The 24,711-nt window shown below is 35.2% G+C and carries 22 protein-coding genes and 1 pseudogene; 17 read left to right on the top strand and 6 right to left on the bottom strand.

From position 1 onward, the window contains the following. Window positions 1-231 (top strand): annotated as a pseudogene (locus RT261_RS02555) (methionine ABC transporter permease); the annotation flags it as partial. A gap of 28 nt (window positions 232-259) precedes the next feature. After that, window positions 260-1,126, top strand: coding sequence for a MetQ/NlpA family ABC transporter substrate-binding protein (locus RT261_RS02550; RefSeq protein WP_313128974.1), 867 nt, complete (start codon window positions 260-262; stop codon window positions 1,124-1,126). A 176-nt stretch (window positions 1,127-1,302) separates the two neighbouring features. Here RT261_RS02550 and RT261_RS02545 read toward each other — a convergent pair whose 3' ends face one another. After that, window positions 1,303-2,472 (bottom strand): galactokinase, encoded by a 1,170-nt coding sequence (locus RT261_RS02545; RefSeq protein WP_313128973.1) that lies wholly within the window; start codon window positions 2,470-2,472, stop codon window positions 1,303-1,305. A gap of 296 nt (window positions 2,473-2,768) precedes the next feature. Between RT261_RS02545 and RT261_RS02540 the strand changes: the two genes are divergently transcribed. The 7 genes from RT261_RS02540 to RT261_RS02510 all read left to right on the top strand — a co-directional run bounded on the left by RT261_RS02540 (window position 2,769) and on the right by RT261_RS02510 (window position 11,365). Next, on the top strand, window positions 2,769-4,400 hold the full coding sequence (locus RT261_RS02540) for a putative polysaccharide biosynthesis protein (protein ID WP_313128971.1): 1,632 nt from the start codon (window positions 2,769-2,771) through the stop codon (window positions 4,398-4,400). A 77-nt stretch (window positions 4,401-4,477) separates the two neighbouring features. Continuing rightward, window positions 4,478-4,711, top strand: a complete 234-nt coding sequence (locus RT261_RS02535) for a hypothetical protein (RefSeq protein ID WP_313128968.1) — start codon at window positions 4,478-4,480, stop codon at window positions 4,709-4,711. Window positions 4,712-4,864: 153 nt separating this feature from the next. Continuing rightward, window positions 4,865-6,718, top strand: coding sequence for a DNA helicase RecQ (recQ, locus tag RT261_RS02530; protein WP_313128966.1), 1,854 nt, complete (start codon window positions 4,865-4,867; stop codon window positions 6,716-6,718). Between the two features lie 596 nt (window positions 6,719-7,314). Further along, window positions 7,315-8,811 carry an extracellular solute-binding protein gene (locus RT261_RS02525; RefSeq protein WP_313128964.1) on the top strand — a complete coding sequence of 499 codons (1,497 nt, stop codon included), beginning with the start codon at window positions 7,315-7,317 and terminating at the stop codon, window positions 8,809-8,811. An 88-nt stretch (window positions 8,812-8,899) separates the two neighbouring features. Continuing rightward, the gene (locus RT261_RS02520) at window positions 8,900-9,784 is read left to right on the top strand and encodes a carbohydrate ABC transporter permease (RefSeq protein WP_313128962.1); all 885 of its coding nucleotides are present in this window, start codon (window positions 8,900-8,902) and stop codon (window positions 9,782-9,784) included. Window positions 9,785-9,797: 13 nt separating this feature from the next. Continuing rightward, a complete protein-coding gene (locus RT261_RS02515) occupies window positions 9,798-10,694 on the top strand; it encodes a carbohydrate ABC transporter permease (protein WP_313128959.1) in 897 nt (298 codons plus the stop codon). 14 nt (window positions 10,695-10,708) lie between these two features. Next, complete coding sequence (locus RT261_RS02510) at window positions 10,709-11,365, top strand: hypothetical protein (RefSeq protein WP_313128957.1); 657 nt, start codon at window positions 10,709-10,711, stop codon at window positions 11,363-11,365. 149 nt (window positions 11,366-11,514) lie between these two features. Here the strand turns inward: RT261_RS02510 and RT261_RS02505 are convergent, their stop codons facing one another. Continuing rightward, complete coding sequence (locus tag RT261_RS02505; protein ID WP_331665365.1) at window positions 11,515-12,936, bottom strand: 8-oxoguanine deaminase; 1,422 nt, start codon at window positions 12,934-12,936, stop codon at window positions 11,515-11,517. A 596-nt stretch (window positions 12,937-13,532) separates the two neighbouring features. On the opposite strand from RT261_RS02505, the gene RT261_RS02500 reads away from it, so the two are divergent. From RT261_RS02500 to RT261_RS02480, 5 genes are all read left to right on the top strand, one after another. After that, the gene (locus RT261_RS02500) at window positions 13,533-14,729 is read left to right on the top strand and encodes a pyridoxal phosphate-dependent aminotransferase (RefSeq protein ID WP_313128954.1); all 1,197 of its coding nucleotides are present in this window, start codon (window positions 13,533-13,535) and stop codon (window positions 14,727-14,729) included. 41 nt (window positions 14,730-14,770) lie between these two features. Next, window positions 14,771-15,571, top strand: a complete 801-nt coding sequence (gene proC, locus RT261_RS02495) for a pyrroline-5-carboxylate reductase (protein WP_313128952.1) — start codon at window positions 14,771-14,773, stop codon at window positions 15,569-15,571. A gap of 58 nt (window positions 15,572-15,629) precedes the next feature. Beyond that, complete coding sequence (locus RT261_RS02490) at window positions 15,630-16,157, top strand: NUDIX hydrolase (RefSeq protein WP_313128949.1); 528 nt, start codon at window positions 15,630-15,632, stop codon at window positions 16,155-16,157. Window positions 16,158-16,430: 273 nt separating this feature from the next. Further along, a complete protein-coding gene (locus tag RT261_RS02485; RefSeq protein ID WP_313128946.1) occupies window positions 16,431-17,039 on the top strand; it encodes a stage II sporulation protein M in 609 nt (202 codons plus the stop codon). Window positions 17,040-17,222: 183 nt separating this feature from the next. Then, complete coding sequence (locus RT261_RS02480; RefSeq protein WP_313128943.1) at window positions 17,223-18,107, top strand: tyrosine recombinase; 885 nt, start codon at window positions 17,223-17,225, stop codon at window positions 18,105-18,107. A gap of 110 nt (window positions 18,108-18,217) precedes the next feature. Here the strand turns inward: RT261_RS02480 and RT261_RS02475 are convergent, their stop codons facing one another. Then, window positions 18,218-19,255, bottom strand: a complete 1,038-nt coding sequence (locus RT261_RS02475) for a 3-deoxy-7-phosphoheptulonate synthase (protein ID WP_331665378.1) — start codon at window positions 19,253-19,255, stop codon at window positions 18,218-18,220. A 339-nt stretch (window positions 19,256-19,594) separates the two neighbouring features. Here RT261_RS02475 and RT261_RS02470 point away from each other — a divergent pair, with 339 nt between their 5' ends. Then, window positions 19,595-20,185, top strand: a complete 591-nt coding sequence (locus RT261_RS02470; protein WP_313128940.1) for a DUF1653 domain-containing protein — start codon at window positions 19,595-19,597, stop codon at window positions 20,183-20,185. 101 nt (window positions 20,186-20,286) lie between these two features. Here the strand turns inward: RT261_RS02470 and RT261_RS02465 are convergent, their stop codons facing one another. The 3 genes from RT261_RS02465 to RT261_RS02455 form a co-directional block, all read right to left on the bottom strand. Then, window positions 20,287-21,072: a hypothetical protein gene (locus RT261_RS02465; RefSeq protein WP_313128938.1), complete on the bottom strand. Its 786-nt coding sequence runs from the start codon at window positions 21,070-21,072 to the stop codon at window positions 20,287-20,289. Continuing rightward, window positions 21,066-21,764, bottom strand: coding sequence for an ABC transporter ATP-binding protein (locus tag RT261_RS02460; RefSeq protein ID WP_313128935.1), 699 nt, complete (start codon window positions 21,762-21,764; stop codon window positions 21,066-21,068). Before RT261_RS02460 ends, RT261_RS02465 begins: the two co-directional genes overlap by 7 nt. Before the next feature lie 132 nt (window positions 21,765-21,896). Continuing rightward, the gene (locus RT261_RS02455) at window positions 21,897-22,268 is read right to left on the bottom strand and encodes a GntR family transcriptional regulator (protein ID WP_313128933.1); all 372 of its coding nucleotides are present in this window, start codon (window positions 22,266-22,268) and stop codon (window positions 21,897-21,899) included. A 394-nt stretch (window positions 22,269-22,662) separates the two neighbouring features. On the opposite strand from RT261_RS02455, the gene RT261_RS02450 reads away from it, so the two are divergent. Then, window positions 22,663-23,496, top strand: coding sequence for a purine-nucleoside phosphorylase (locus tag RT261_RS02450; protein ID WP_313128931.1), 834 nt, complete (start codon window positions 22,663-22,665; stop codon window positions 23,494-23,496). Window positions 23,497-23,601: 105 nt separating this feature from the next. Continuing rightward, on the top strand, window positions 23,602-24,525 hold the full coding sequence (locus RT261_RS02445) for an MDR/zinc-dependent alcohol dehydrogenase-like family protein (RefSeq protein ID WP_313128929.1): 924 nt from the start codon (window positions 23,602-23,604) through the stop codon (window positions 24,523-24,525). Window positions 24,526-24,711 lie beyond the last annotated feature (186 nt).

Genomic DNA, 24,711 nt, shown 5'->3' with positions numbered 1-24,711 from the left:
ACATCTTTGCTTGTAGGATTAACGATAGCAACAGGAACCATATTGGGATATTCTGCTATGGCAGGTATTGTAGGTGGTGGTGGATTAGGCGATATTGCCATACGATATGGGTATAGAAGATACCAGACAGATATTATGCTGGTAACTATTGTGTTATTAATTATTTTGGTACAGCTGTTTCAGGGAATTGGAATGATGCTATCAAATAAATTAGATAAAAGAAAAAGATAGATTGTAGAAGAAAGAGGAGGAAGACTTTATGAAAAAGAAATTATTTGCAGTTATTTTAACACTATCCGTAGTAGCAGGAGCCTTAGCAGGCTGTGGTAAAAATGAATCCGTAAAAACAGAAGAAGGAAATAAAACTACTGAAGGAAGTAATACCGCTGAGGGAAATAAAGCTATTAAAGTAGCGGCATCAGCTACACCTCATGCAGAGATTTTAGAAGAAGCGCAGAAAATTCTTAAAGAAAAAGGATGGGATCTGGAGATTTCGGTATTTGATGACTATATATTGCCAAATAATGTAGTAGAAAGTGGCGAATTTGATGCAAACTATTTTCAACATATTCCATATTTGGAAAGCTTTAATGAAGAACATGGCACTCATTTAGTAAACGCAGGTGGTATTCATTATGAACCCTTTGGAGTGTATCCGGGAACAAAGACAGATTTAGCTGAATTAAAAGATGGTGACGTAATAGCTGTACCCAATGATACTACCAATGAAGCAAGAGCTTTATTATTACTTCAGGATAATGGAATCATAACTTTGAAAGAAGATGCAGGACTTACTGCTACCGTTAATGAGATTGTAGATAATCCCAAAAACATCACTATCCTGGAATTAGAGGCAGCACAGATACCAAGAGTAAAAGATGAAGTAGCATTCGTAGTATTAAATGGAAACTATGCATTGGATGCAGGATTTTCAGCATCAAAAGACGCCATTACTTATGAAAAAGCTGATTCTGAAGCTGCGAAAACTTATGTAAATGTAATTGCAGTAAAAGAAGGCAAGGAAAATAGTGAAGGTATTAAAGCTTTAGTAGAAGTATTAACCTCTAATGAAATAAAGACCTTTATTAATGATACTTATGGAGATGCAGTTATTCCTTTTAAATAAGATCTTTTAAATAACTTCAATATATTATTATATCAGTCTAAAAGGGAAGAATCTTGGCTATAAAAGAGATTCTTCCCTTTAGTTTAAATAACATCTTTAGATTTTACTCTTAGGTATGGAACAATACTTTAAATTCTTCATTTGCTGGATTCTGCAAGAAAATATTAGGTATTTCATTATTCGTCTATTTTACAAGGACCGCTACCAATATCAACAACATAGAAGTCAGCTTTGTATCCGATTTTATCTTCGTATATTTTTCCAACATTATTTATAAAAGAATCAACTTGTTCCTGGTCGACGATACTTACCGTACATCCGCCAAAACCTGCTCCGGTCATTCTGGAACCAATGACTCCTTCCTGCTCCCAGGCGGCTTCCACTAAAGTATCAAGTTCTTTACAGCTTACCTGGTAGTCATCTCTTAAAGAAATATGGGATTCCTTCATCAATTGACCAAACAGGGAAAGATTGTGATTCTTTAACGCGGTTACTGCAAGTACGGTTCTTTGATTTTCATATACAGCGTGCTTTGCACGTATTCTACAAACCGGATTTTGGATAAAGTGTTTGATTTCTTCGAATTCTAATTCCTTTAGGTCTCCAAGGGATTGTATGTCTACAATTTTCTGTAAATCAAAAAGTGCTGATTCACATTCTTCCCGTCTTTCATTATATTTGGAATCACTTAATTCTCTTTTTCGGTTGGTGTTGGCAATAATGATCTTTTTATGCCCTAAGATAACCGGTGCATATTCATACTCCAAGGTGTTAGTATCTAAAAATACCCCATGATCTTTTTTCCCCATAGCAATAGCAAATTGATCCATGATACCACAATTTACGCCAATAAATTGATTTTCAGCGGTTTTACAAAGCTGAGCCAGTTCTATCATATCAAAATCCAGCCCGCATATGGACTTTATTATATAGCCTGTTAGTACTTCAATAGAAGCAGAAGAGGATAGGCCGGATTGATTTGGAATATTACCATAGTAAAGAATATCCAAACCCTGAGGTGTTTTATAACCTTTCTCTTTAATTGCCCAGAATACTGCTTTAGGATAGTTAGCCCAGTCATCTTCTTTGGAATATTTAATATCCTCTGAATTAGAAGTGATGATTCCTAACTGATCATAATTCATGGAATAAAAGCGTAGGGTATTGCTATTATTTTTTCTCACTGCTCCATAAGTTCCTATAGTTAGAGCACAAGGGAATACATGACCCCCATTGTAGTCAGTATGTTCGCCGATTAGATTCACACGTCCCGGTGAAAAGTAAAGTTCGATATTTTCTCCTTCACCGAATATTTCATTAAATTTTTGGAAAAGTTGATTCTTCATATGGATCCCCCATTCTATATTTATGATTTTTACTATAAATATTTGTGAAAGTAATTTTAACACAATGCAAATAAAGTATAGATTTGTTTATTTGATTATTATTTTATACCTTTCAATCTAATTTTAAGTGAAAGAGTTCCAAAAAACAATGTTTTTCTTGACTTATCTATTAAATTGGAGAAATATTTGTATGTAAAAGCAATTTCATGTATTGGAATTTTCGATTTATGTGTTAAAATAGTAGAACGGGAAGAAACAAAAATAATATTTAGAATACTGAAAGTTGGAACATTCTGATGATAAATCATAAGAAAAAAGATAGTTTTATTAGGCAGGCAGGAATTCTTGCGATGGCAGGAATTATCTGCAGAATTATTGGAATATTATATCGCAGTCCTTTAACCGGAATTATTGGGGATGAAGGAAACGGTTATTATAGTGTGGCTTACAATATTTATACCATTATTTTATTGGTATCTTCTTATAGCATACCTTCTGCTATATCTAAAGTAATAGCTCAGAAACTGGCCATGAAGGAATATAAAAATGCACAAAGAATCTTTTATTGTTCTATATTGTATGTAGTGGTAGTGGGGGGATTGGCAAGTTTATTTACCTACTTTGGTGCAGGAATTTTAGTTCAGCCAAATTCTATCGGTGTACTGAAAGTATTTGCTCCGACTATATTTATTTCAGGTTTACTTGGAGTACTAAGAGGTTATTTTCAGGCCCATAGAACAATGGTACCCACTTCAATTTCCCAGATAATAGAGCAAATTATGAATGCGGTAATCAGTATTATGGCAGCTTACCTACTTATGCAAACTGTAGCAGAATCCGATTCTACCACAAAAGCTATATATGGAGCTACGGGAAGTGCCATAGGAACCGGTACCGGAGTTTTGATTGCATTTGTATTCATGTTACTGGTGTATTTGGTTAATAGGAAAATAATCCGCAAAAGATTAGAAGCAGACACCCATAGCACTGTCTCACCTTACAGTGAGATTATAATGAGCATATTGCTGACAGTTACTCCATTTATTTTAAGTACTTTCATCTATAATTCAACTACCTCCTTGAATCAAACTATATATTCGAAAATATTAATAAATTTAAAGGGAATGGACGAGGTTAGTGTTACTACTCAATATGGAATATTTGCCGGTAAATCTGTTGTAATAGCTAATATCCCTATTGCAATTGCGTCAGCCATATCCTCTGCTGTGATACCAAGTATTGCAGGCACTTATATTCAAGGTGATATAGCAGGCACCAATCAAAGAGTTGATAAAGCAGCTCAAACTACTATGATGATAGCAATACCGTCAGCAGTTGGGCTTGCGGCGCTGTCCATCCCTATTGTGCGACTTTTGTTCCCACAAAAAGAATCCTTGCTGCAAGCGGCAGGATTACTGTGTGTTCTTAGTATTACAGTAGTATTTTATTCCTTATCTACTTTATCCAACGCTGTCTTACAAGGAATTGGAAAAGTAAACCTGCCTGTTATCAACGCCTTTATTTCTTTAGTGATACAGACTGCTTTTTTAGTTGTTATTTTGTTAACTACTAACATGAACCTTTATGGGCTGGCAGTTGCATCCATTATATATTCTTTGTTAATGTGTATTTTTAATGGCATATCCATTCGTAAAAGTCTTGGATATAAGCAAAATTTCAGAAAATGTTATATTATTCCCTTTCTTTCTTCTCTAATTATGGGAGCCGTGGCTGGATTAATTTATATGGGACTGTATACATTAATAAAGAGCAACGCAATTTCATTATTTATAGCAATTATTTTTGGTGCTATTTTATACTTTGTTTTAATGATTAAATTAAAAGGTATTACCAAAAGTGAGTTAGAAGGTTTGCCAAAAGGCAACTTAATTATTAAGGTATTTAAGAAAATAAGAATATTATCATAATAAAAGGTTTACGAAAGAAACTTAAACATCTTACAATTTTATAAGATAGAATACTTTTTAAGGAGGAATGAAAATTCATGATGAATCCAGCTAAATTATTTAAAATAAAAGGTGCCTGGGATAAATTTTCCCAAAACCACCCTAGGTTTGTTCAATTCCTGGGAGCAGTAAACAGAGACGGTATTAAGGAAGGAACCATTATTGAAATCAATGTGGTAACACCAGAAGGAAAGAACATAAGTTCCAATCTTAAAATTACGCAATCAGACATTGAATTATTCAAGGAATTATCAGAAATCTCTAAAAGTTAATTATAACTTTAAGATTTGTAAATAAATCTAATTTTCTCCGGTTTTCTTTATAATTTAAGAAAACCGTAGAAGCTATAGATGAAAGCTTAAAGCTATGCTATACTTATGTTATAATTAAAACACAGAATAGATAAAAAGTAAGGGGATTGAATTTTGGATAAGAAATTAAATATTTTAAAACAGTACTTTGGGTACGATAATTTCCGGGAAGGGCAGGAAGTTCTGATAGACAGTATATTAGAAGGCAGAGATACATTGGGAATTATGCCTACCGGAGCCGGCAAATCGCTTTGTTTTCAGATACCGGCATTAATGTTTGAAGGAATTACTCTTGTAATATCACCGCTTATATCTCTTATGAAAGATCAAGTAAGTGCTCTTAATCAGGCAGGCATACATGCCGCATTTCTAAATAGTTCTTTAACAATGAAACAATATCAGTTAGCACTCCACAATGCCAGTAAAGGACAATACAAAATTATATATGTAGCACCGGAGCGTTTAGCAACGGAGGAATTCTTAGCATTTGCTATGGGTGTAAATATATCCATGGTCAGTGTGGATGAAGCACACTGTGTATCCCAATGGGGGCAAGACTTTCGTCCAAGCTATCTAAAGATAATGGAATTCATTGATAAGCTTCCGAAAAGGCCTGTAATCAGTGCTTTTACTGCAACAGCAACGAGATTAGTAGTGGAAGATATTGCTGAGATCTTAAGATTAAAGTCACCTAAGATTTTGACCACGGGATTTGATAGAAAAAATCTCAGCTTTTCTGTACAAACACCAAAAGATAAGTATGAAGTGGTAAAGAATTATATTTCGGAGCATTTTGCGGACAGTGGAATCATTTATTGTTTAACCCGAAAGGTTACGGAAGAAGTATGTGAAAGACTAAATAAAGATGGTATATCTGCGACCAGATATCATGCGGGTTTAAATGATGCTGAACGAATCCGCAATCAGGATGACTTCATCTATGATAGAAAACCGATTATGGTTGCAACCAATGCATTTGGAATGGGAATTGATAAATCCAATGTTCGGTATGTCATTCATTATAATATGCCTAAAAATATAGAAAGCTATTATCAGGAAGCAGGAAGAGCCGGACGTGACGGAGAACCGGCGGAATGTATTCTTCTATATTCCGGTCAGGATGTTGTAACCAATGACTTCTTTATTGAGAACAACGTAGAAAACGAAGAATTAGATTACCAAATGCAGCAGATAGTAAAAGAGAGGGACCGTGAACGATTAAAAAAGATGACCTTTTACTGTTTTACTAATGAATGTTTAAGAGATTATATTCTACGGTATTTTGGAGAGTATGGTTCCAATTATTGCGGTAATTGTTCCAATTGTTTAACTCAGTTTGAAGAAAAAGATGTAACTTATATGGCATCTCAAATCATCGGGTGTGTCAAGGCAAGCAATCAAAGATATGGCATGGTAGTTATTGCAGATACGGTACGTGGAAGTAATACAGCCAAACTTAGGAATTATAAAATGGATAAGAACTTGTTCTATGGCAGTTTATCCGGTGAGCCTATCTATCGTATCCGTCAGGTAATAAATCATTTAATACTAAACGATTATTTATATCTTACCAACGATCAATATGCTGTGTTAAAACTTACAGGGACTTCTTTATATGTGTTAGAAAGTGAAATCACTATTATGATGAAGTTCCCAAAAGAATTAAAGAAAGAAGTTTCGAAGGAAAATACGGCTAATAAGAAAAAGAAATCCAGTTTGGCAAAGGGCGGAAATCAGGACGAGATAGAAGTAGATGAAGTACTGTTTGAAAAACTTAGAGAGCTTCGATTAAGTATAGCAAAAGAAGAAAAGGTACCTCCTTATATTGTATTTTCAGATAAAACTTTAAAAGAGATGTCTTTTAAAAAGCCGGTGGATGAAGCAGGGATGCTGGAAGTGTCTGGTATAGGTAAATTTAAGTTTGATAAATATGGTGAGAAGTTTATAGATGTTATAAAAACATATTAGCAGTGATAAAAAATATAATATAAAAATGGCTGCAAAAACTGCCATTCTAATGTAAATCAGCATAGTTGAATTCTAAGATGAGAATATCCTGAAGGTGAAATTCTCCGACCTGGAATTTAACTATGCTGATTTTGACTATGCATGAGTTTGCTTTTGTTATGTACAGAGACAAATTAAGATATATCGTTTGTTTAACTTATGTAAGGATTAAATTATCATTTCAAGCGTTCTTTCAGGTTAATTTTCTCTTCTTAAAAATTTCATCTATTAGCGCTATATCTCCCTTATGCCCTTCACATTTCTTCAAAGCTAAGGAAAGTTCTAAGGGCTCATTAGCTAATCAAAGAGACTTATTAAGTTAGTATTTATAATTTCACGACAAATCGAGCGCTTGACATATAATGGAAAGCATGAGAGAATTAAATTTAATAAATTATAATTTTAAAAGTATTATATGCAAATGCAGTGTGCTTTTGAAAACCGGAAATCCTTAATGTTATGTATGGATATTCTCTGATGACATAATATAACACGTATATAAAGTAATAGGTGTTTTTTAAAGTAAATTTGCTTTCATTATAAAGAGGGAGGATTTGATGAATAAGATTTTAAAATTTATCCTGGTTTTGGCAATAACGATGGGGAGTTTGACAGGATGTTCCTTTGAAACAAAGAACGACGAGCTGTACAACAGCAAATTGGAGGAGATAACCGTCCATTTAGACAAGTATAGGGAAAGTGTTGACGAATTAATTAAAAGCCCCCAAAATGGAAACAATTCGACGCAAAAGGAACTGGCGACCTATTCCTCTGATAGTGCATTGAGCGGAACACTAAGGATATCTGTTATGTGGCCGGACAATGAAACGAATTTAATTGCGGTGGCGGCAAAGGAATTTCAAGCTTTGTACCCCGAGGTTAAAATTCAGATACAGTTTCATGATGATGTCTTGAAGTACCAAGCACAAACCTCAGTGGAGCTGATGAGTAACACAGCGGCGGATATTATCGATTTGTCCTATATGCCTTATGAGCGGTATGCCGCTGCAGGGCTGCTTGCGGATTTATACCCATTGATGAATGCAGATGACAGCTTCCACAAAGAGGATTATTTTGTCAATATTTTTGAGGCATTTGAAGATAGTCAATATGGTCTGGTTGTAGTTCCGTTGTCGTTTATATTTAATTCTGTTTCCATGCGTCAGGACTTTATGAAGTCCTTTGATGCCGAGTTTGTAAACCGAGGGGGCATATCCTATCAGCAGATGCTGGATTTGTATGTTAGTGCACAGGCGGAAATGGAAGATGAGAATTTGTATATGTCCGAATATGCAAGTGCCACAGGTTGGTTTGAGTTTGAGTGGGATAACCTTGTTGACACGAGAAACAAAAAAGCATATATGAATACTCCTGAATTTTTAAGTAATTTAGAAAAGATAAAGCGTATTAAACTAACTGAAAATGTGATACAAACAAAGGATGGACCTGGAGTTCTAGGAGGAGGTTACTTTCGGGACAAAATTTATAAGAGGAACCCTGCTGTGCTGTTTGTTCTAAATTTGTCAATAGAGGAGGTCATGCAAACGTTACTTCCGTTTAATGATATGATTTATTCAAAACCGATACCGATAATATCTGACGGAATGCCGACAATATACGCACTATTTGTGCTTGGCATAACGAATACGTGTCAAAACAAAGAACTTGCGTGGAAATTTCTTTCCTATTGCATGGCAGAACGGGCGCTTCCTGTAAAAGAAGTAGACACAAACAGTTTCTTTTTCCGACTAGGATTTCCTATAAATAAGCAAAATTTTAGAAAGCTTGTTCAAGCTGTTGCCAATGATACATTGAGAAAAGGTGGTGGGGTGGGTTATTCGTTTTCGGGAAACCGTACCGCTGCGATAGAGGAAAGCATGGAGCTGGTAGAGAAGTGGTGTGGCATGAAGGGCAGAGTGAAGCAAATGATGGATTATAACTTATTTTTAGATTTAATCTATCCTGACTTGTATCAATATTTAATTGGAAAGCAAACAGCGGAGCAAACAGCTGCACGTATTCAAACAAAAACAGAGATTTATTTGAACGAGTAGTCTATCGTTGTATTACATTGAAATCATAACGAAGAGATGCATGTTACGGTTTGAAATGAATATGGCTATGAATGAGAGGGGGAGTTTGATGAACGCAACTATAAGGAGAAGAAACAAAAAAAAACACAGGGAATGGGTGTTGTGGCTGTTGTTGTTGCCCAGCCTGATGGGAATGCTGATTTTTTATTTGTTTCCATTTTTCCTTTCCATGTATTATGCAATGATTGATAATGTGGTATCACGCAGGTTTGTTGGGTTACAAAATTTTATTGATACATTTCATAATTTGTCGTTTCAGCAGGCATTGAAAAACACGGCACTTTTTATACTGGTCGGTGTGCCGTTGAATTTGATTTGCTCCTTTACCATTGCCAGCCTTCTTAAAAAAGTGACAAAGTTGAAAGTTTTTTTTGGCTTAATTTTTCTTATCCCTATGATTATTCCGGCAGGAGCGGTGGTGTTTGTCTGGAAAAGCATATTTGATGTCAACGGAATATTGAACTGGGTGTTGTATTCCGTTGGTTTGCCAATGAAAAACTGGTTGGAAAGTGAATGGGTGTTGGGGATTGTTATTATTATATTTTTATGGAAAAATATTGGTATTGGTATGATTTTGTTTTGGACAGGACTGAACCGAATTCCAAAAACCTATTACGAAATGGCGAGGGTAGAGGGTGGTGGTGCAATGGGTCAGCTTTTTCATATTACGCTGGTGTATATTATGCCGACTGGGTTTGTGGCAGCACTTCTGTCTATCATTAACTCGTTTAAAATTTTTAAGGAAATTTTTCTCTTATTTGGGAACTATCCGTCGGAATGGGTCTATCTGCTTCAGCATTATATGAATAATCAATTTTTAGCTGCTAATGCACAGAAATTGAGTGCTTCTGCAAGTATTATTTCTGCTTTTATTGTTAGTGTATTGTTTTTCTTCTTCCATTCACAGCGAAAGCTATCCGAACATTTTAGTTGAGAGGAGGAGAAAGATGATAAAGAGAAAAATGTGGAAGAGTGGGTTGCTTTATATCGGTATCATGGTATTTGCACTGGTCACTCTGCTTCCGATTGTGCTGCTGCTAACTAATTCATTGATGAGCGGGCGAGAGATAGTAAGCCGTTATTCTATGGATATAACGATTTTTAATGTATTGAATACGGAATACATAAAAGTTGGTGATGAATCCTTTCATTTTGTTGAAATGGCATTTTTGCCGGATTATATTACCTTTCATCAGTATTTTAAATTGTTTTTTAACAGTCCCGAATACTTAAGGCTGTTTTGGAACTCAGTCATTTTATGCGTGCCGATTGTTGTGGGGCAATGTATCATTTCTGTGCCGGCAGCTTACGCATTTGAGCGGTTGCAATGGAAATACAAGGAGTTTTTGTTTTATATATATATCATTGTGATGCTGATGCCGACACAGGTTTTGCTGGTACCCCATTATCTTCTGGCGGAAATGGTAACGCTGCCGCCTTATTTGGCCATTATATTGCCGGGTATTTTCAGTCCCCTTGGTGTTTTTTTACTGCGGCAGCAGCTGAAGGGATTTCCTCATGAGTGCTTAGAAGCGGCACAAGTGGATGGTGCGGCACATGGAACTATTTTGTATCATATTGTATTGCCGAATATGAAGCCGAGCGTGGCGGTGCTTGTTGTGATTACCTTTGCAGATTATTGGAATATTGTTGACCAGGCGATTGTCTTTATTAAAAATGCGTTTGACGAGCCCATGTCGATTGCATTGTCAAAGGTGATGCAGAACGACACAAGTATGTTTTTTGCGATGGCTTGTTTTTATATAGTTCCGATTGTGGTATTGTTTATGGCTTGTCGAGATTATATATCACAGGAGCTGTCTTTTGTTGGGGTAAAAAATTAGAGGGGAGGTTGCATATGCGAATCAGGAAACGCTGGGTGTTGATAGGTATTATTTTTTTATTATTTGTTGTGGGCTGTACCATCTATTCACGTACCTATTATCAATGGAATTTGCCGAAAGTAGAAATAATGGCACCAAGGTCGGGATCGTTACTGTTAGGGCAGTACGATGTGCGGAGTGTTTCTAAAAAGGTAGAAGGGTCAAGCGGCTTTACACACAGTACGCAGATTTTGCTTCCGCTTACGGTAAATTATTTCTATGTAGATGATGAGGCGGAGGTTACGCTGACCGGAATCAGAAGCAGTACAAGAAAGGGGCGTGTAACCTCTATTACCAATACAAAGGAAAACCTTGTGCTGACCATTGGCTTTCATGCTGAAAATTTTGCGGACGGGGAGTCGGTTGATGTGTCAATTATGAAAGAAACGACTCTGTTAAGTAATATTATGCCTAAAAGCGCACTGCATGAAGATGATAAAGGAGCGTACCTGTTTGTGGTTATGAAAGAACAGGGAGCTTGGGGGCGTGAGTATGTGGTACGGCGCATGGACGTGACGGTTTGGGTGAGCACAGAGCAGGAGTTTTCAGTTAACTCAACTATTGAAAACCCTGTGGTGTTTGCCAGCGACAGTAAGCTTGCGGACGGACAGCAGGTAAGGTTTTATCCGTAGGGAGTGGAAGGTTTAGTGGGACTGCTTTATGCTTTATAATATAATATTTGGAATATTATTCTTAATATGTTTTCTCAATAAACGGTTTAATTGAGTGTTTTTTGTAAAAAGGAAACATATTAAAATCATATTCCAACATATGGATATCACTATTTACTTAATAATTCTTTTACAACTTCTCTGCCTTCAGCAGCAACTTTTTCTTCATCAATGTTCTGAAGAATTCCGTCTTTTACAACAACTTTTCCCTGAACCATAGTAAGAGCTACCGATTCCTTAGTGCCGATAGTGGCAAGCATGGATTTTGTATCATAATCTGCACCTACCAGTTCAGCTTTTGTACTGTCTACCATGAATAAATCTGCCATCATACCTTTTGATAACTGTCCAATATCATTTCTTCCAAGGATCTTTGCGCTGCCATTGGTAGCAATCTTTAAGATATCATAACCACTCGGAGCCTGTTTACTGGAATTGAGACGATGTAACAGGTAAGAAACTCTTATTTCTTCCATAAGATTGGAGGCATCGTTACTTGCACTGCCGTCAACTGCCAATCCAACTGGAACGCCAAGCTCTAACATTCTTGGAATCTTTGCAATACCGGAGGATAGTTTCATATTAGAGATAGGGCAGTGGGCAACACCGGTACCGGTATCTGCTAATAGTTGTAATTCTTCCTCATTAAAATGTATGCCGTGTGCAAACCATACATCATTACCAATCCAACCTAGCTGTTCCATGTATTCTAAAGGTCTGACACCATATCTTTCCAAAGTATATCTTTCTTCATCTATTGTTTCTGCCAGATGTGTATGCAATCTTACACCTAAGCTTCTTGCTAATAAAGCACTTTCTTTTAATAAATCAGAGGAGACGCTAAAAGGTGAACATGGAGCCAATGCAACCTGTCTCATAGAGCCTTTATCAGGATTGTGATATTTGCTTACAAGTCGCTCACTGTCTTTTAAGATGGAATCAATATCCTGTACTACAGAATCAGGAGGTAAACCGCCGTCTTTTTTACTTAAATCCATACTGCCTCTGGAGGCGTACATTCTGACACCTAAATTAGAAGCTGCTTCAAACTGAGCGTCGATTAATTGTGAACCGCCTTGATTTGGGAATACATAGTGATGATCAAAACATGTAGTGCAGCCATGTTTCATTAATTCACCCATACCAAGCAAAGAACTATATCTGATAACATCGGCATCAATATTTTTCCATATTTCATATAAAGTTTTAAGCCAATCAAAAAGTTCCATGTTTTGAACTTGCGGAAGGTTTCTTGTAAAGTATTGATATAAATGATGATGTGTATTAATTAAGCCGGGATATATAATCATATTAGCGGCATCGACTATTTCATCTGCAATAAATTCCTTAGGATTATCCGGATCAAAAGAACCAATTTCTTTAATTTCCCCATCTTCAATATAAATGTAACCATTCTCATATAAATTGTCATTTTTGTCACAGGTTACGATACATTTTGCATTTTTAATCAAGGTTGTTCTCATCGTTTTGTCCATTGCTTGTCCCATCTTAATTTCATGGGATACTGCCATATGATTCCATGTTAAAGGCAGTGCAAATTATCCTTTCTTTATTTTCTGCAATTTTTGATTTCTAAAATTTCGTTTGCCTTACTTTGAATTCTTCGCTTCACTTTTTAAGTTAACATACTATGATGAGTTTTATGGAAGTACAGTGATAGTTTTTGCTTCCCCACAGCATGTTCCTGTATAAAATATAGCATATTTCTTTAAAATTCTCAACTTGAACAGGTATTGGATAGGGATAAATTACAGAATATATATTTGGAGTGCCGGTACTTAGCATATGGATTCTTACGCCGTATCCCTCCAGTTATTACTATTAATTATAGATAGTATAATCAGAGTTTATATTTATAAAGGAATAATAAATTTCTTGCATAAATATTGCATCAGAATGTAATTTTTGCTTGCAATATGAAAAAGAATCATATAGAATGTATATTAAAATTTAATGTATTATTGTATACAATAATAAAATATCAGTATATATTATTAACAACTTCAAAAGATGGAAATTCTCATAGATTCATGGTGAAAAATATATTATCCGGGAATCTGAATATTATTAGGAAACGTATTCCATAGGCTATTTAAGGAGGAGAACTATGTCATTAACATTATCAAAGAAGGCGCAGGCGGTAAAGCCATCTTCAACACTTGCAATTACAGCAAGAGCAAAGGAATTAAAATTACAAGGTATCGATGTGGTTGGTTTTGGAGCAGGGGAACCTGACTTTAACACCCCTGATAATATTAACGATGCTGCCATAAAGGCAATTCATGATGGATTTACAAAATATACGCCAGCTTCTGGTACCATAGAATTAAAAGAAGCAATCTGCAAGAAGTTTAAGATTTTTAATAAATTAAATTATACAACGGATCAAATAGTGATCAGTAATGGTGGAAAGCATTCTTTAACTAATATATTTGAAGCTATTCTGAATCCCGGAGACGAAGTAATTATACCGGCACCTTTTTGGTTAAGCTATCCTGAAATCGTGAAATTAGCAGATGGTATACCGGTTATTATTCGTGCTGAAAAATCTCAGAATTATAAAGTGACAGCGGAGCAAATTGCAGCAGCCTGTACGGATAAGACAAAGGCCTTCATATTGAATTCTCCCAACAATCCAACCGGGATGATTTATACAAAAGAAGAGTTGGAAGCCATAGCGAAAGTAATTATTGAAAAGGATATTTATGTAATATCCGATGAAATATATGAATATCTGGTATATGGTGAGAATGAACATGTAAGCATTGGAGCTCTAAATGATGAAATATTTAAGAGAACCATTACTTGCAGCGGATTATCTAAAAGTTATGCCATGACTGGATGGAGGATTGGATACACTGGTTCTTCAAAAGAAATAGCAAAGTTAATGAGCAGTATACAAAGCCATCAAACCTCTAATCCTAACTCCATTGCTCAAAAAGCTGCCACAGAGGCTTTGAACGGTCCACAGGAAACCGTTTATATCATGAACATGGAATTTAATAATAGAAGAGAATATATGATGAAAAGAATAGGAGCAATGCCCTACGTAGACGCAATTACTCCTTTAGGGGCTTTCTACCTATTTGTAGATACCGGTGAAGTATTAAAGAAAGAATATAAAGGAAAAGCAATTGAAACCACAGCAAGACTTGCAGAAATCTTAATTGATGATTATAATGTAGCTGTAGTACCTTGTGGTGATTTTGGATTTGACGACCATATTCGTTTATCTTATGCAATTTCTATTGAGCAGATAGAGAAAGGATTGGATCGTATTGAAAATTTATTAAAAACTCTATAGCTTGTTGCAGTTTTTAATAGTAATATTTAGGAGGAAATAGAATGGATAAGTTTGGATTTATTGGATGCGGTAATATGGGCTATCCAATGCTTCGGGGTGTCAAGAATGTTTTTGGATCGGATTTTGTTACCTTTACAACTGCAAGTGCAGAAAGACGTGAATTAATAAAGAAAGAAACCGGAGTTTCCTATGTATCTGATAATGTTTCCGTTGTAACCTCTTGTAAATACATCATTCTTGCTATTAAGCCTCAGAAATACGAAGAAGTTTTTAAAGAAATTAAGAATTGTCTAACGAAAGAACATATTGTAATCTCCATTGCAGTAGGTTATCCTATTGAAAACATAAAGAAAACCCTGGGATCTTCAGTAAGAGTAGTTCGTGCAATGCCTAATACCCCGGCTCTGGTAGGAGAGGGCATGTCCGGTGTCTGTTTCTCAGAAGATACATTTGCAGAAGAAGAGAAGGAAACTATTAATCGGTTCTTTTGCTCCTTCGGCAAATATGAAATCTTTGATGAGAAACTAATGGATGCAGTAGCTTGTGCCAGTGGAAGTTCACCTGCTTATGTATACATGTTTATAGAAGCGCTTGCAGATAGTGTTGTAAAGTATGGGATACCTAGGAATAAAGCTTATGACTTAGTTTCCCAGACAGTATTAGGTGCGGCAAAAATGGTTTTAGAGACCAAAGAACACCCCGGCAAATTAAAGGATCAAGTATGTTCACCAGGTGGAACTACTATTGCAGGTGTAGCGGCCCTTGAGGAAAATGGCTTCCGTAATGCCGTTATTAAAGCTACGGATGCTTGTTATGCTAAGGCAAATAATATGAAGAAATGATATAAAGAAATATAAATTCGAAAAGAAGTTTTTTCAATATTAGGAAAAGAGAATGGATATGGGAGAACATAAAAGATTACAAAGAGATCTTATTTATAAAGGACATATTGTAAATGTATACGAAGATACCATGCAGTTACCGGACGGTAGAACAGCAAAGTGGGATTTTATAGAACATAAGGGTGCAGCAGCCATTATTCCTGTTGATAGGGACGGAAAAATCATTATGGTAAGACAGTACCGAAATGCACCGGAACAATATGTTCTTGAAATACCGGCAGGCGGATTAAATCCCGGAGAAGACATGAAAACCTGTGCGGCAAGAGAATTAGAGGAAGAAACAGGTTATCGTTCGGAAAATATAGAGCATCTGGTTGATATCTATACCACTGTAGGATTTTGCAACGAAAAAATTGGAATCTATTGTGCATATGACTTAATGCCATCAAAACAAAAGCTGGATGAAGATGAATATGTGACGATAGAAAAATACACTTTGGAGGAATTGGTTTCACTTATATATGATGGAACTATCACAGATGGTAAGACCGTATCCGGTATTCTGGCTTATAAGAATAAGATGTGACTTAATATAATAACATGATTGCATGTATATAAAGAGTACTTAACACTAGTTGTTAGTACTTTTTATTTTTTAAGAAATTGTTCCAAAGAAAAAAGTCTCCTAAAAATATCCTTTTAGACATTTGATATAGTAGTACTTTCAGCTATATCTCTTGCCATAACTGTAACATAACGTCTGGAATACTTTTTACTTTAAAATCATATGTTATGATAATAGTTTAATTGTACAACTTCTAAATTTTTATAGTTACACATATGGGTAGGAGGCTTGTTTATGAATTACTTAAAAGCAAAGTTACGAAAGCTTGGGGAAGTGAAGTTTGGTATTCTTATTCTGGGGATTGGATTTATTCTTGGTCTATTATTCGCCGCTGTCTTTAAAAGACTGTACTGGAATCAGATTAATATATTAGATAAAGAATATATTTCTAAGATAAGAGAAACTGTTATTGATCATAGAATCTTGCTTAGATATGTTTTGTGGAACAATTTAAAGATATTTATTCTGTTTTGGGTGTTTTGCTGTACCGCTTTAGGAATACCATACATAGCATTTTCACTGGTTTATGGAGGATTTCGGGTAGGATTATTTGCTACTGTCATTATAATGCGGTACGGAATTAAAGGAGTATTGCTCTTATTTGCTTATACTTTCCCACAAATTATTGTGTACGTACCCGTTGCTTTTGTCAGCTTAAGAGCCGGTTATTGGCTGTGTAAAAGCATGTATCATGAAACAAGGCTTGGTACAAAGGGAAAAGCGGAAAGATTAATAAAGCATATAGGTCTTATATTTGTACTGGGAATTATCTTAACTTTGGGCTGTCTAATAGAAACATATATTGGCTCTTTTATATTACAGAAGATCTTGTACTTATTCTAAATTCTAAGTATATTACAATGTTAAATTATGCAAACTTAATCTTGTTTCATTTCTTTACACTAACATAAAAAAATGTTAAAATAAAGAAAGCATGTACTTAAATAGAAACTATAAAATACATATGGGTTAAGTGAAACAAAGCGGGTTGCAATTATTTAGTTTATACGAAGGAGAGAGGTAATAATGGAGAGTTCGTTGCGGGATTTTTTAATGTATATGAAAGATGTGAAAAATGCTTCACAGAATACCTTGTTGTCTTATAAAAATGATATAGCAAAATTATTTCGTCATTTGAATAAACAAAATATAACAGATGTTGAGAAGATAAATGAGACAAGCTTAAATTCTTATGTGCTATCAATGGAAAGGAATGGGATGTCACCTGCAACGGTCTCAAGAAATATTGCTTCAATAAAGGCATTTACCTTTTACCTTATTAAAAAGGGAAGATTACATCAGGATCCTACGGAACGTATGAAATCACCAAAAGTTGAGAAAAAGCCTCCTAGCACTTTAACACTGGAGGAAGTGAATCGTTTATTGGAGATGCCTAATACGGATACTATAAAAGGAATTCGGGACAAAGCTATGTTAGAGCTATTGTATGCAACGGGAATTCGTGTATCGGAACTGATTTCACTAAAAATTGAAAATATAAATTTGAAAAGCCGCTACATTGTATGCTGCAGTTCCAAAAATGAGCGAATTATACCATTTGGCTCTATGGCAGCAGGAGCAATGGAGAATTATTTTCAACATGCACGAGATAAATTCCTGAAAGAGAAAGAATCGGATATTTGTTTTATGAATGTTTCCGGTGAGCCCATGAGCCGCCAGGGCTTTTGGAAAATCATTAAAGCATATGGAAAGTCCGCGGGAATTACTCATGAAATAACACCACAAATTTTAAGACACTCCTTTGCACTTCATATGATAGAAAATGGTGCTGATATTGCCAGTATTCAAGAATTGCTGGGGCATACCGATGCAGCTGCCACCCAAGTATATCTTGGAAACCGCAGCAAAAAAATCCGTGATGTTTATATGGGGGCCCACCCACGGGCATAATTGGGATACGAATATATGGGTTTGTTACAAAAATGTCATTCTGAACCTAAAAAGTGAAGAATCCTATTTAAGTAAGATTCTTCACTAAAGGTTTAGAATGACATTTTTTATTATAGATGATCTGCAATAAAGTAGATTAGTTTCTCGGATTCAGCCCATCCCAAACATGAATCTGTTATGGATTTACCATAGATATGTTCAGAAACCTTTTGATTACCTGATTCGATATAGCTTTCAATCATAACACCTTTTACCATATTGGCAATGTCTTTGTTCACGGAGCGGCTGTGTAGTACTTCACTAATAATTCTTGGCTGCTCAGAATAAATTTTGTTTGAATTGTTATGGTTTGCATCGATGATAGCAGCTGGATTTGCTAAATCCCGCTCATTGTACATTTCGTACAAACGGTTTAAATCTTCATAGTGATAGTTTGGAATGCTATTACCATGTTTGTTTACAGCACCTCTAAGGATGGTGTGAGCAAGAGGGTTACCGGATGTGCTTACTTCGTAGGAACGATACAGAAAAGTATGCTGTCCTTGGGCTGCTACAACAGAGTTAAGCATTACGGAAAAATCTCCGCTGGTTGGGTTTTTCATTCCGGCAGGACAGTCCATGCCACTGATGGTTAAACGGTGCTGTTGGTCTTCAACAGAACGTGCTCCAACTGCCACATAGGATAATATGTCTTCCACATAGGGCCAGTTTTCCGGATATAACATTTCATCCGCTGCAGTAAGTCCGGTTTCTGCTATAGCACGAAGATGCATTTTACGCATAGCAATCAGTCCTTCATGCAAATCCGGCTCTTTCTCTGGATCTGGTTGATGTACAATTCCTTTATAACCTTCACCGGTGGTTCTTGGCTTATTGGTATATATTCTTGGAATAATAATTATTTTATCTTTTACCTTTTCCTGCACCTTTGCCAGTCTGGTTATATAATCACAAACAGCATCTTCGTGATCTGCAGAACAAGGGCCAATAATAACTAGAAATTTATCGGATGCTCCTGTTAAGACGTCTTTTATTTTTTCGTCTCTTTCTTTTTTTATCAAAGCATCTTTTTCTGGTAAGGGATAAGTTTGAATCAACTCAGAAGGAGAGATTACTTTTTTCTTAAATATAAAACTCATAGTATGAATCTCCTTTACACTAGTTAACGAAAGAATTTAGTTTTTTACATTTTATACTCTTTATTATATTAAGTCAACCAATTCCATAGAAACAGTTGAAATTTGGACTATTCAATCAATATTATAAAAATAAAGAGGATTCTTTCGTTCATTTTATACCCGGAGCAATATTTGCTTACTCATATAATTAAATTGTAGTGTATTTAAGACTTCCCCTGGTAACAATAATTTCATTTTGTAACAAATTAAGAATTCTTATTGCTATCCAATGGAAAAAAGAATAGAATGTTATTTGTCATATTGTGCTTGCACCCAAATTCGCAGGCATTAAAAGAATGGAGGATTAGCATGGATTTTCAGAGAATTCCAAAACCGGGTGAAATTTATAAACATTTTAAAAATAAATTATATCAAATTATTACAATAGCAATACATACAGAAACAAAAGAGCAACTGGTTATTTATCAGGCCTTATATGGCGACTATAAAATATTTGCCAGACCATTGAATATGTTTATAAGTGAAGTGGACCATAATAAGTATCCGGAAGCAAGCCAGAAATATCGGTTTGAATTATGGGGCAATAACTATAATACGGAGTCTTCGTTAAATAGCAGTACTGCTAATACCCAAGAAGAAGCTGCCTCGACTAGTCATGATAAACCAGAGTATGAAGAGAAGATTGTACTTTTGCAGGATAAGGCTACAGCGGAGGCCGGTGTCAATTCTGTTCTTCTTCAATTTTTGGATGCAGCATCATATAATGATAAGCTGGAAGTTCTTTTAAGTAAAAAGAAATATATTGATGAACGATTGCTAAATGATATGGCAATATCCATTGATTGTACCATTGAGGAAGGAACTATTGAAGAAAGAATAAAAGGTTTGGTATTTGCATTAGAAACTTTGGCCAGATTTGAAAATAAACGTTTGAGATAAATAGCATAAAAGAAAAGTGAGTTGGAAGATAGAAAGGGATATCGGTATAGAGGAAAAATCTATAACCGGTATCCGGTTCTATCTTGCAGCAATTCCAATTATTATTCTAAGTTTAATCTCCTTTTGAAAATTATATTTGTAGTAATATAGAAGATTGTACTTAGTACTAACTGATAAACAATAATGCCTATTATTAATTTTAGCGGTATTATATTATTACCGTTTGCAATTATGGAACTGAAAACCTTTGTTATTACAAGGAGTAAAAGTAATAATAGCTGCATGACAGCACTAATACCAATATAAGAAACAAAAGCTCCAACTAATCTATTTTTGGTAAATAATTGTCCTATGGCAATGGATGCATAGATTAATGATATATAAGTAGTAACAGACGTAAAGCAAAATAGTAATAAGGTAATTATGGTTAATGAGATACTATTACCTGTTGTAGCTCCAAACTGAAGTAAAAGCTCATTCAAACTGTTCAAAACCAACTTTATATTTTCTGGCGTGCCAATAGCCAAAACTGCGGAACCAAGGATAATGATAATACTTATAAGCAACCATGCTAAGGTAGCAAGGTATTTGGATGTAATTAATTGATGGGTTTTCGCTGGTAACGTAAACATTAAATAACCTTCATCAGATAAGAGATTCTTATAAAATCGATAAATCATTAATAAAAAGGAGGTTATGAAGATGGCTATAATCGATAATATAAATAGTACTTGCATAATCGCTGGAATTATCATAAGAGATCCATCAAATATGTCCAATAAAAGTATGAGCCTGTTGAGTCCTGTCGTTATTAACATAATAAGGTACAGAGAAATTAATATTCTAGATGTTGCTTTAAATTCATATTTTAATAATTTCCCTAACATTTAAACACCTCCCTAAATAATGTGTCTATGGATTTCTGTTCTTTCACTCTTAAATCATCCACAGAAGAATGAAGAAAAACAGAGCCTTCCTTTAAGAATATAACATCATCTAAAATCATTTCTATATCTGCTATTAGATGAGTGGAGATAAGAACAGAGGCATTTTCACTGTAGTTTTTAATAATGGTATTCAGTATATAGTCTCTGGAAGCAGGATCCACACCACCGATGGGTTCATCCAAGCAATATAAATCCGCCTTACGGCTCATGACTAATATAAGCTGCACTTTTTCTTTTGTTCCCTTTGATAAAGTCTTTAAACGTCTATTTGGTTCTATATGCAGGCTTTTTAGCATCTCGTAAGCTTTTGCAGGGTCAAAATTATCATAAAAATCCTTGAAAAAACCAACGATATCACTTACTTTCATCCAATCTGCAAGATATGTCCGCTCTGGTAAATAGGAGATCATTTTCTTTGTTTCTATACCGGGATTAAAACCACCGATACTTATTGAGCCGGTGTCTGGTACCAGCAGACCGTTAATTAGCTTTAATAATGTTGATTTCCCGCTGCCGTTTGGTCCCAATAATCCAATGATTTGTCCTTGCTGAAGTGATAAGTCAATATTGGATAAAGCAGTAAAGCCGGAAAAACTTTTAGATAATGATTTACATTCAAATAATGTGTTCATATTTATAACCATGCTCCTTTCAAAGTCTGGAGACTTTGTGCCAGGCACAAAGCTCCGGTTGAAATAAATTTATTCTTTCAACCTAGCGCCCATTGCATGCCACATCTTCTTACAGATGTGCACTGTCATCAATCAGGGTGTGAATTCCTTTGCTATATTTTTAATGAGTTCAATAATTTCTTCCGTATCTAAACCAAGTTGCTTCATCTTATTTAGAAAATCTTTTATTTCATTTTTTGCAGATTGATCTTTTAATTCCTTTATAAGTTTTTCATCAGAGGTAATAAATCTTCCGCTGGTACGGTTGGTGTAAACCAAACCGGTTCGTTCCAGCTCGGTAAAAGCTTTTTGCATTGTATTTGGATTTACTGTAGCATCGGCTGCCAAATCTCTTACAGAAGGTAATTTATCACCGGGCTTAAAATATCCCGATATAATGCCTGCTTGTATTTGCTCTATTAATTGAAGATAAACCGGTCGCTCTGAATTAAGATTCCATTGCATTCATTCATCTCCTTCCAGATTGTTATTTGTATTACTGTATTAAGCAACTAATACAATAATACACCTGAGATTTTATATTGTCAATAGTCAAATTAAATTTATTAAAATGTATGATGCAAAAGAAGATGAGCCAGAATATGTTTATGGAGCACAGAAAAGTGCATGTATTTCCAAACGTGGAAGGTCTTGTAAATATAAGTTATTAATGAAATAGGGAGAAATTATTTTATAGGCGTAAAATGATTGATTTTATGTGAATTTGTTGCAAAAAATATATTTTTTGCGACAAAAAAATAATATTTAAGACAAAAGAATTGAAGAATAAACAAAAAAATGCTATAATATTGACGAATAGCAGAAATGATTTACTATAAAAAATGAAAAGGAGATTCATATGAACCCAGTATATGAAAAACTTCAGAAATGTTACAAGAGCGTTCGGGAAAAAGTTGATTTTGAACCGGAAGTAGCCTTAATCCTTGGTTCCGGTTTGGGAGACTATGCGGATAGTATTAATATTCATTCGGTTCTTGATTATAATGATATTGAAGGTTTTCCTGTTTCAACAGTGAAAGGACATAAGGGAAGATTTGTATTTGGATATATCGGCGATGTTCCGGTTGTTATAATGCAGGGCAGAGTCCATTATTATGAAGGTTACCCTATTACAGATGTTGTTTTGCCAACCAGATTAATGAAGATGCTGGGAGCAAAGGTCTTATTTCTTACCAATGCAGCCGGCGGTGTTAATTTTAATTATAAGAGTGGTGATTTTATGATGATTACTGACCATATCTCTGATTTTGTACCATCTCCTTTAATTGGTGAAAATATTGAAGAATTAGGACTGCGTTTTCCCGATATGAGCAATGTATATGATCTGGACTTGCAGGCAACCATTCGTAATACGGCGAAAGAATCCAATATTCCTTTACAGGAGGGTGTATACCTTCAATTTACCGGTCCAAACTTCGAAACGCCCCATGAGGTTAAAATGTGCAGAATACTTGGAGCGGATGCGGTAGGTATGAGTACCGCCTGTGAAGCTATGGCAGCAAAACATATGGGAATGAAAGTCTGCGGTATTTCCTGTATATCAAACCTTTGTGCAGGTATGACGGATCAGCCTTTAACTCATGAAGAAGTACAAGAAACAGCAGATAGAGTTGCTCCTTTATTTAAACAATTGATTACGGATTCCATTAAGAATATTGCTAAGTCATTATAAGGAATAAATAGGGAGACTGAAAAGTGATTTTTTGTTATTTCGTGTACAAGCGTCAAAGCTGAATCGGTGAAAAATCTCAGAAAGACAGCGAAAGAAGGAGGGCCTATGAAAGCGTTATATTATAAAGATAAGGCACAGTACTTGGAGGATTATCCAATACCTGTTCCGGGACCCAATGAAAGTCTGGTAAAGATATTAATAAGTGCCATATGTAATACGGATAAAGAAGTACTAAAAGGGTACAAGCCTGATTTTACAGGAGTATTAGGGCATGAATTTGTAGGAGAAGTAGTAGAATCCAACAAAAAAGAACTGGTTGGTAAAAGGGTGGTAGGTGAACTCAATGAAGGCTGTGGAGAATGTATCTATTGCAGAACAGGCAGAGAGAAACATTGTTTAAGCCGTAAAGTTATCGGTATGGCCGGTAAAGACGGTTGTTTTGCAGAATACATGACGATACGTTCTGATTTGCTTCATGTTGTACCGGATGAAATACCTACAGAAATAGCAATATTTACAGAACCTTTAGCAGCAGCTTTAGAGATTATGGAGCAGGCTCATATACAGCCATCTAAGAATGTTGTGGTAATTGGAGACGGAAGACTTGCTTTTATGATAGCTCAGGTGGTTTCTTTATCCGGTGCGGATCTAACAGTAATAGGAAGACATGAAGATAAATTGAAACAGTTTTCTTCTTTTGCTAAGACTACCACAAAAACCGATGAAACTTATGAAATTGTTATAGATGCAACCGGTTCTCCGGCTGGAATTCTATCGGCACAAAAACTGGTGCGTAATAAAGGACTTATTGTTATAAAGAGTACCTATGCAGGAAAAGTTGAAATTGACATGAGCTCTTTTGTTGTTAATGAAATTACAATTAAGGGAAGCAGATGCGGCCCCTTTGAGCCGGCTATGCAGTTGTTGCAAAGAGGACTTGTTACTTTGCCTGCCATTGAATTATATGACTTGAAAGATTATGAGAAGGCTTTGCAATCCAAAGCTTTTAAGGCAGGATTTAAATTTTAAGAATTATATTTGCAAATGTTGCAAGTATAAGATCATGATGTAATGGTAATATATGTTTCACGCTTTGGAATTTTGTTTTATTGCAGTAAAGATTCTTATGGAATTATTAACATGGCTTATAATCGGACTTTATTAATAAGCTGTGTCGAATAATATATTTAATTCGTTTAAAAGAGAATTAAATTT

The sequence above is a fragment of the Anaerocolumna sp. genome (genome assembly GCF_032079385.1).
Classification (GTDB): domain Bacteria; phylum Bacillota; class Clostridia; order Lachnospirales; family Lachnospiraceae; genus Anaerocolumna.
This window is presented reverse-complemented; position numbering and strand designations above follow the sequence as displayed.

What these genes read in the sequence shown, in the direction of transcription:
- RT261_RS02525 (WP_313128964.1), top strand. Translation starts at nt 7,315, where the DNA reads ATGAATAAGATTTTAAAATTTATCCTGGTTTTGGCAATAACGATGGGG.
- RT261_RS02470 (WP_313128940.1), top strand. Translation starts at nt 19,595, where the DNA reads ATGGATTTTCAGAGAATTCCAAAACCGGGTGAAATTTATAAACATTTT.
- RT261_RS02520 (WP_313128962.1), top strand. Translation starts at nt 8,900, where the DNA reads ATGAACGCAACTATAAGGAGAAGAAACAAAAAAAAACACAGGGAATGG.
- RT261_RS02500 (WP_313128954.1), top strand. Translation starts at nt 13,533, where the DNA reads ATGTCATTAACATTATCAAAGAAGGCGCAGGCGGTAAAGCCATCTTCA.
- RT261_RS02480 (WP_313128943.1), top strand. Translation starts at nt 17,223, where the DNA reads ATGGAGAGTTCGTTGCGGGATTTTTTAATGTATATGAAAGATGTGAAA.
- RT261_RS02485 (WP_313128946.1), top strand. Translation starts at nt 16,431, where the DNA reads ATGAATTACTTAAAAGCAAAGTTACGAAAGCTTGGGGAAGTGAAGTTT.
- RT261_RS02550 (WP_313128974.1), top strand. Translation starts at nt 260, where the DNA reads ATGAAAAAGAAATTATTTGCAGTTATTTTAACACTATCCGTAGTAGCA.
- RT261_RS02445 (WP_313128929.1), top strand. Translation starts at nt 23,602, where the DNA reads ATGAAAGCGTTATATTATAAAGATAAGGCACAGTACTTGGAGGATTAT.
- RT261_RS02490 (WP_313128949.1), top strand. Translation starts at nt 15,630, where the DNA reads ATGGGAGAACATAAAAGATTACAAAGAGATCTTATTTATAAAGGACAT.
- RT261_RS02535 (WP_313128968.1), top strand. Translation starts at nt 4,478, where the DNA reads ATGATGAATCCAGCTAAATTATTTAAAATAAAAGGTGCCTGGGATAAA.
- RT261_RS02540 (WP_313128971.1), top strand. Translation starts at nt 2,769, where the DNA reads ATGATAAATCATAAGAAAAAAGATAGTTTTATTAGGCAGGCAGGAATT.
- RT261_RS02455 (WP_313128933.1), bottom strand. Translation starts at nt 22,268, where the DNA reads ATGCAATGGAATCTTAATTCAGAGCGACCGGTTTATCTTCAATTAATA.
- RT261_RS02465 (WP_313128938.1), bottom strand. Translation starts at nt 21,072, where the DNA reads ATGTTAGGGAAATTATTAAAATATGAATTTAAAGCAACATCTAGAATA.
- proC (WP_313128952.1), top strand. Translation starts at nt 14,771, where the DNA reads ATGGATAAGTTTGGATTTATTGGATGCGGTAATATGGGCTATCCAATG.
- RT261_RS02505 (WP_331665365.1), bottom strand. Translation starts at nt 12,936, where the DNA reads ATGGCAGTATCCCATGAAATTAAGATGGGACAAGCAATGGACAAAACG.
- RT261_RS02545 (WP_313128973.1), bottom strand. Translation starts at nt 2,472, where the DNA reads ATGAAGAATCAACTTTTCCAAAAATTTAATGAAATATTCGGTGAAGGA.
- RT261_RS02450 (WP_313128931.1), top strand. Translation starts at nt 22,663, where the DNA reads ATGAACCCAGTATATGAAAAACTTCAGAAATGTTACAAGAGCGTTCGG.
- RT261_RS02515 (WP_313128959.1), top strand. Translation starts at nt 9,798, where the DNA reads ATGATAAAGAGAAAAATGTGGAAGAGTGGGTTGCTTTATATCGGTATC.
- RT261_RS02460 (WP_313128935.1), bottom strand. Translation starts at nt 21,764, where the DNA reads ATGAACACATTATTTGAATGTAAATCATTATCTAAAAGTTTTTCCGGC.
- RT261_RS02510 (WP_313128957.1), top strand. Translation starts at nt 10,709, where the DNA reads ATGCGAATCAGGAAACGCTGGGTGTTGATAGGTATTATTTTTTTATTA.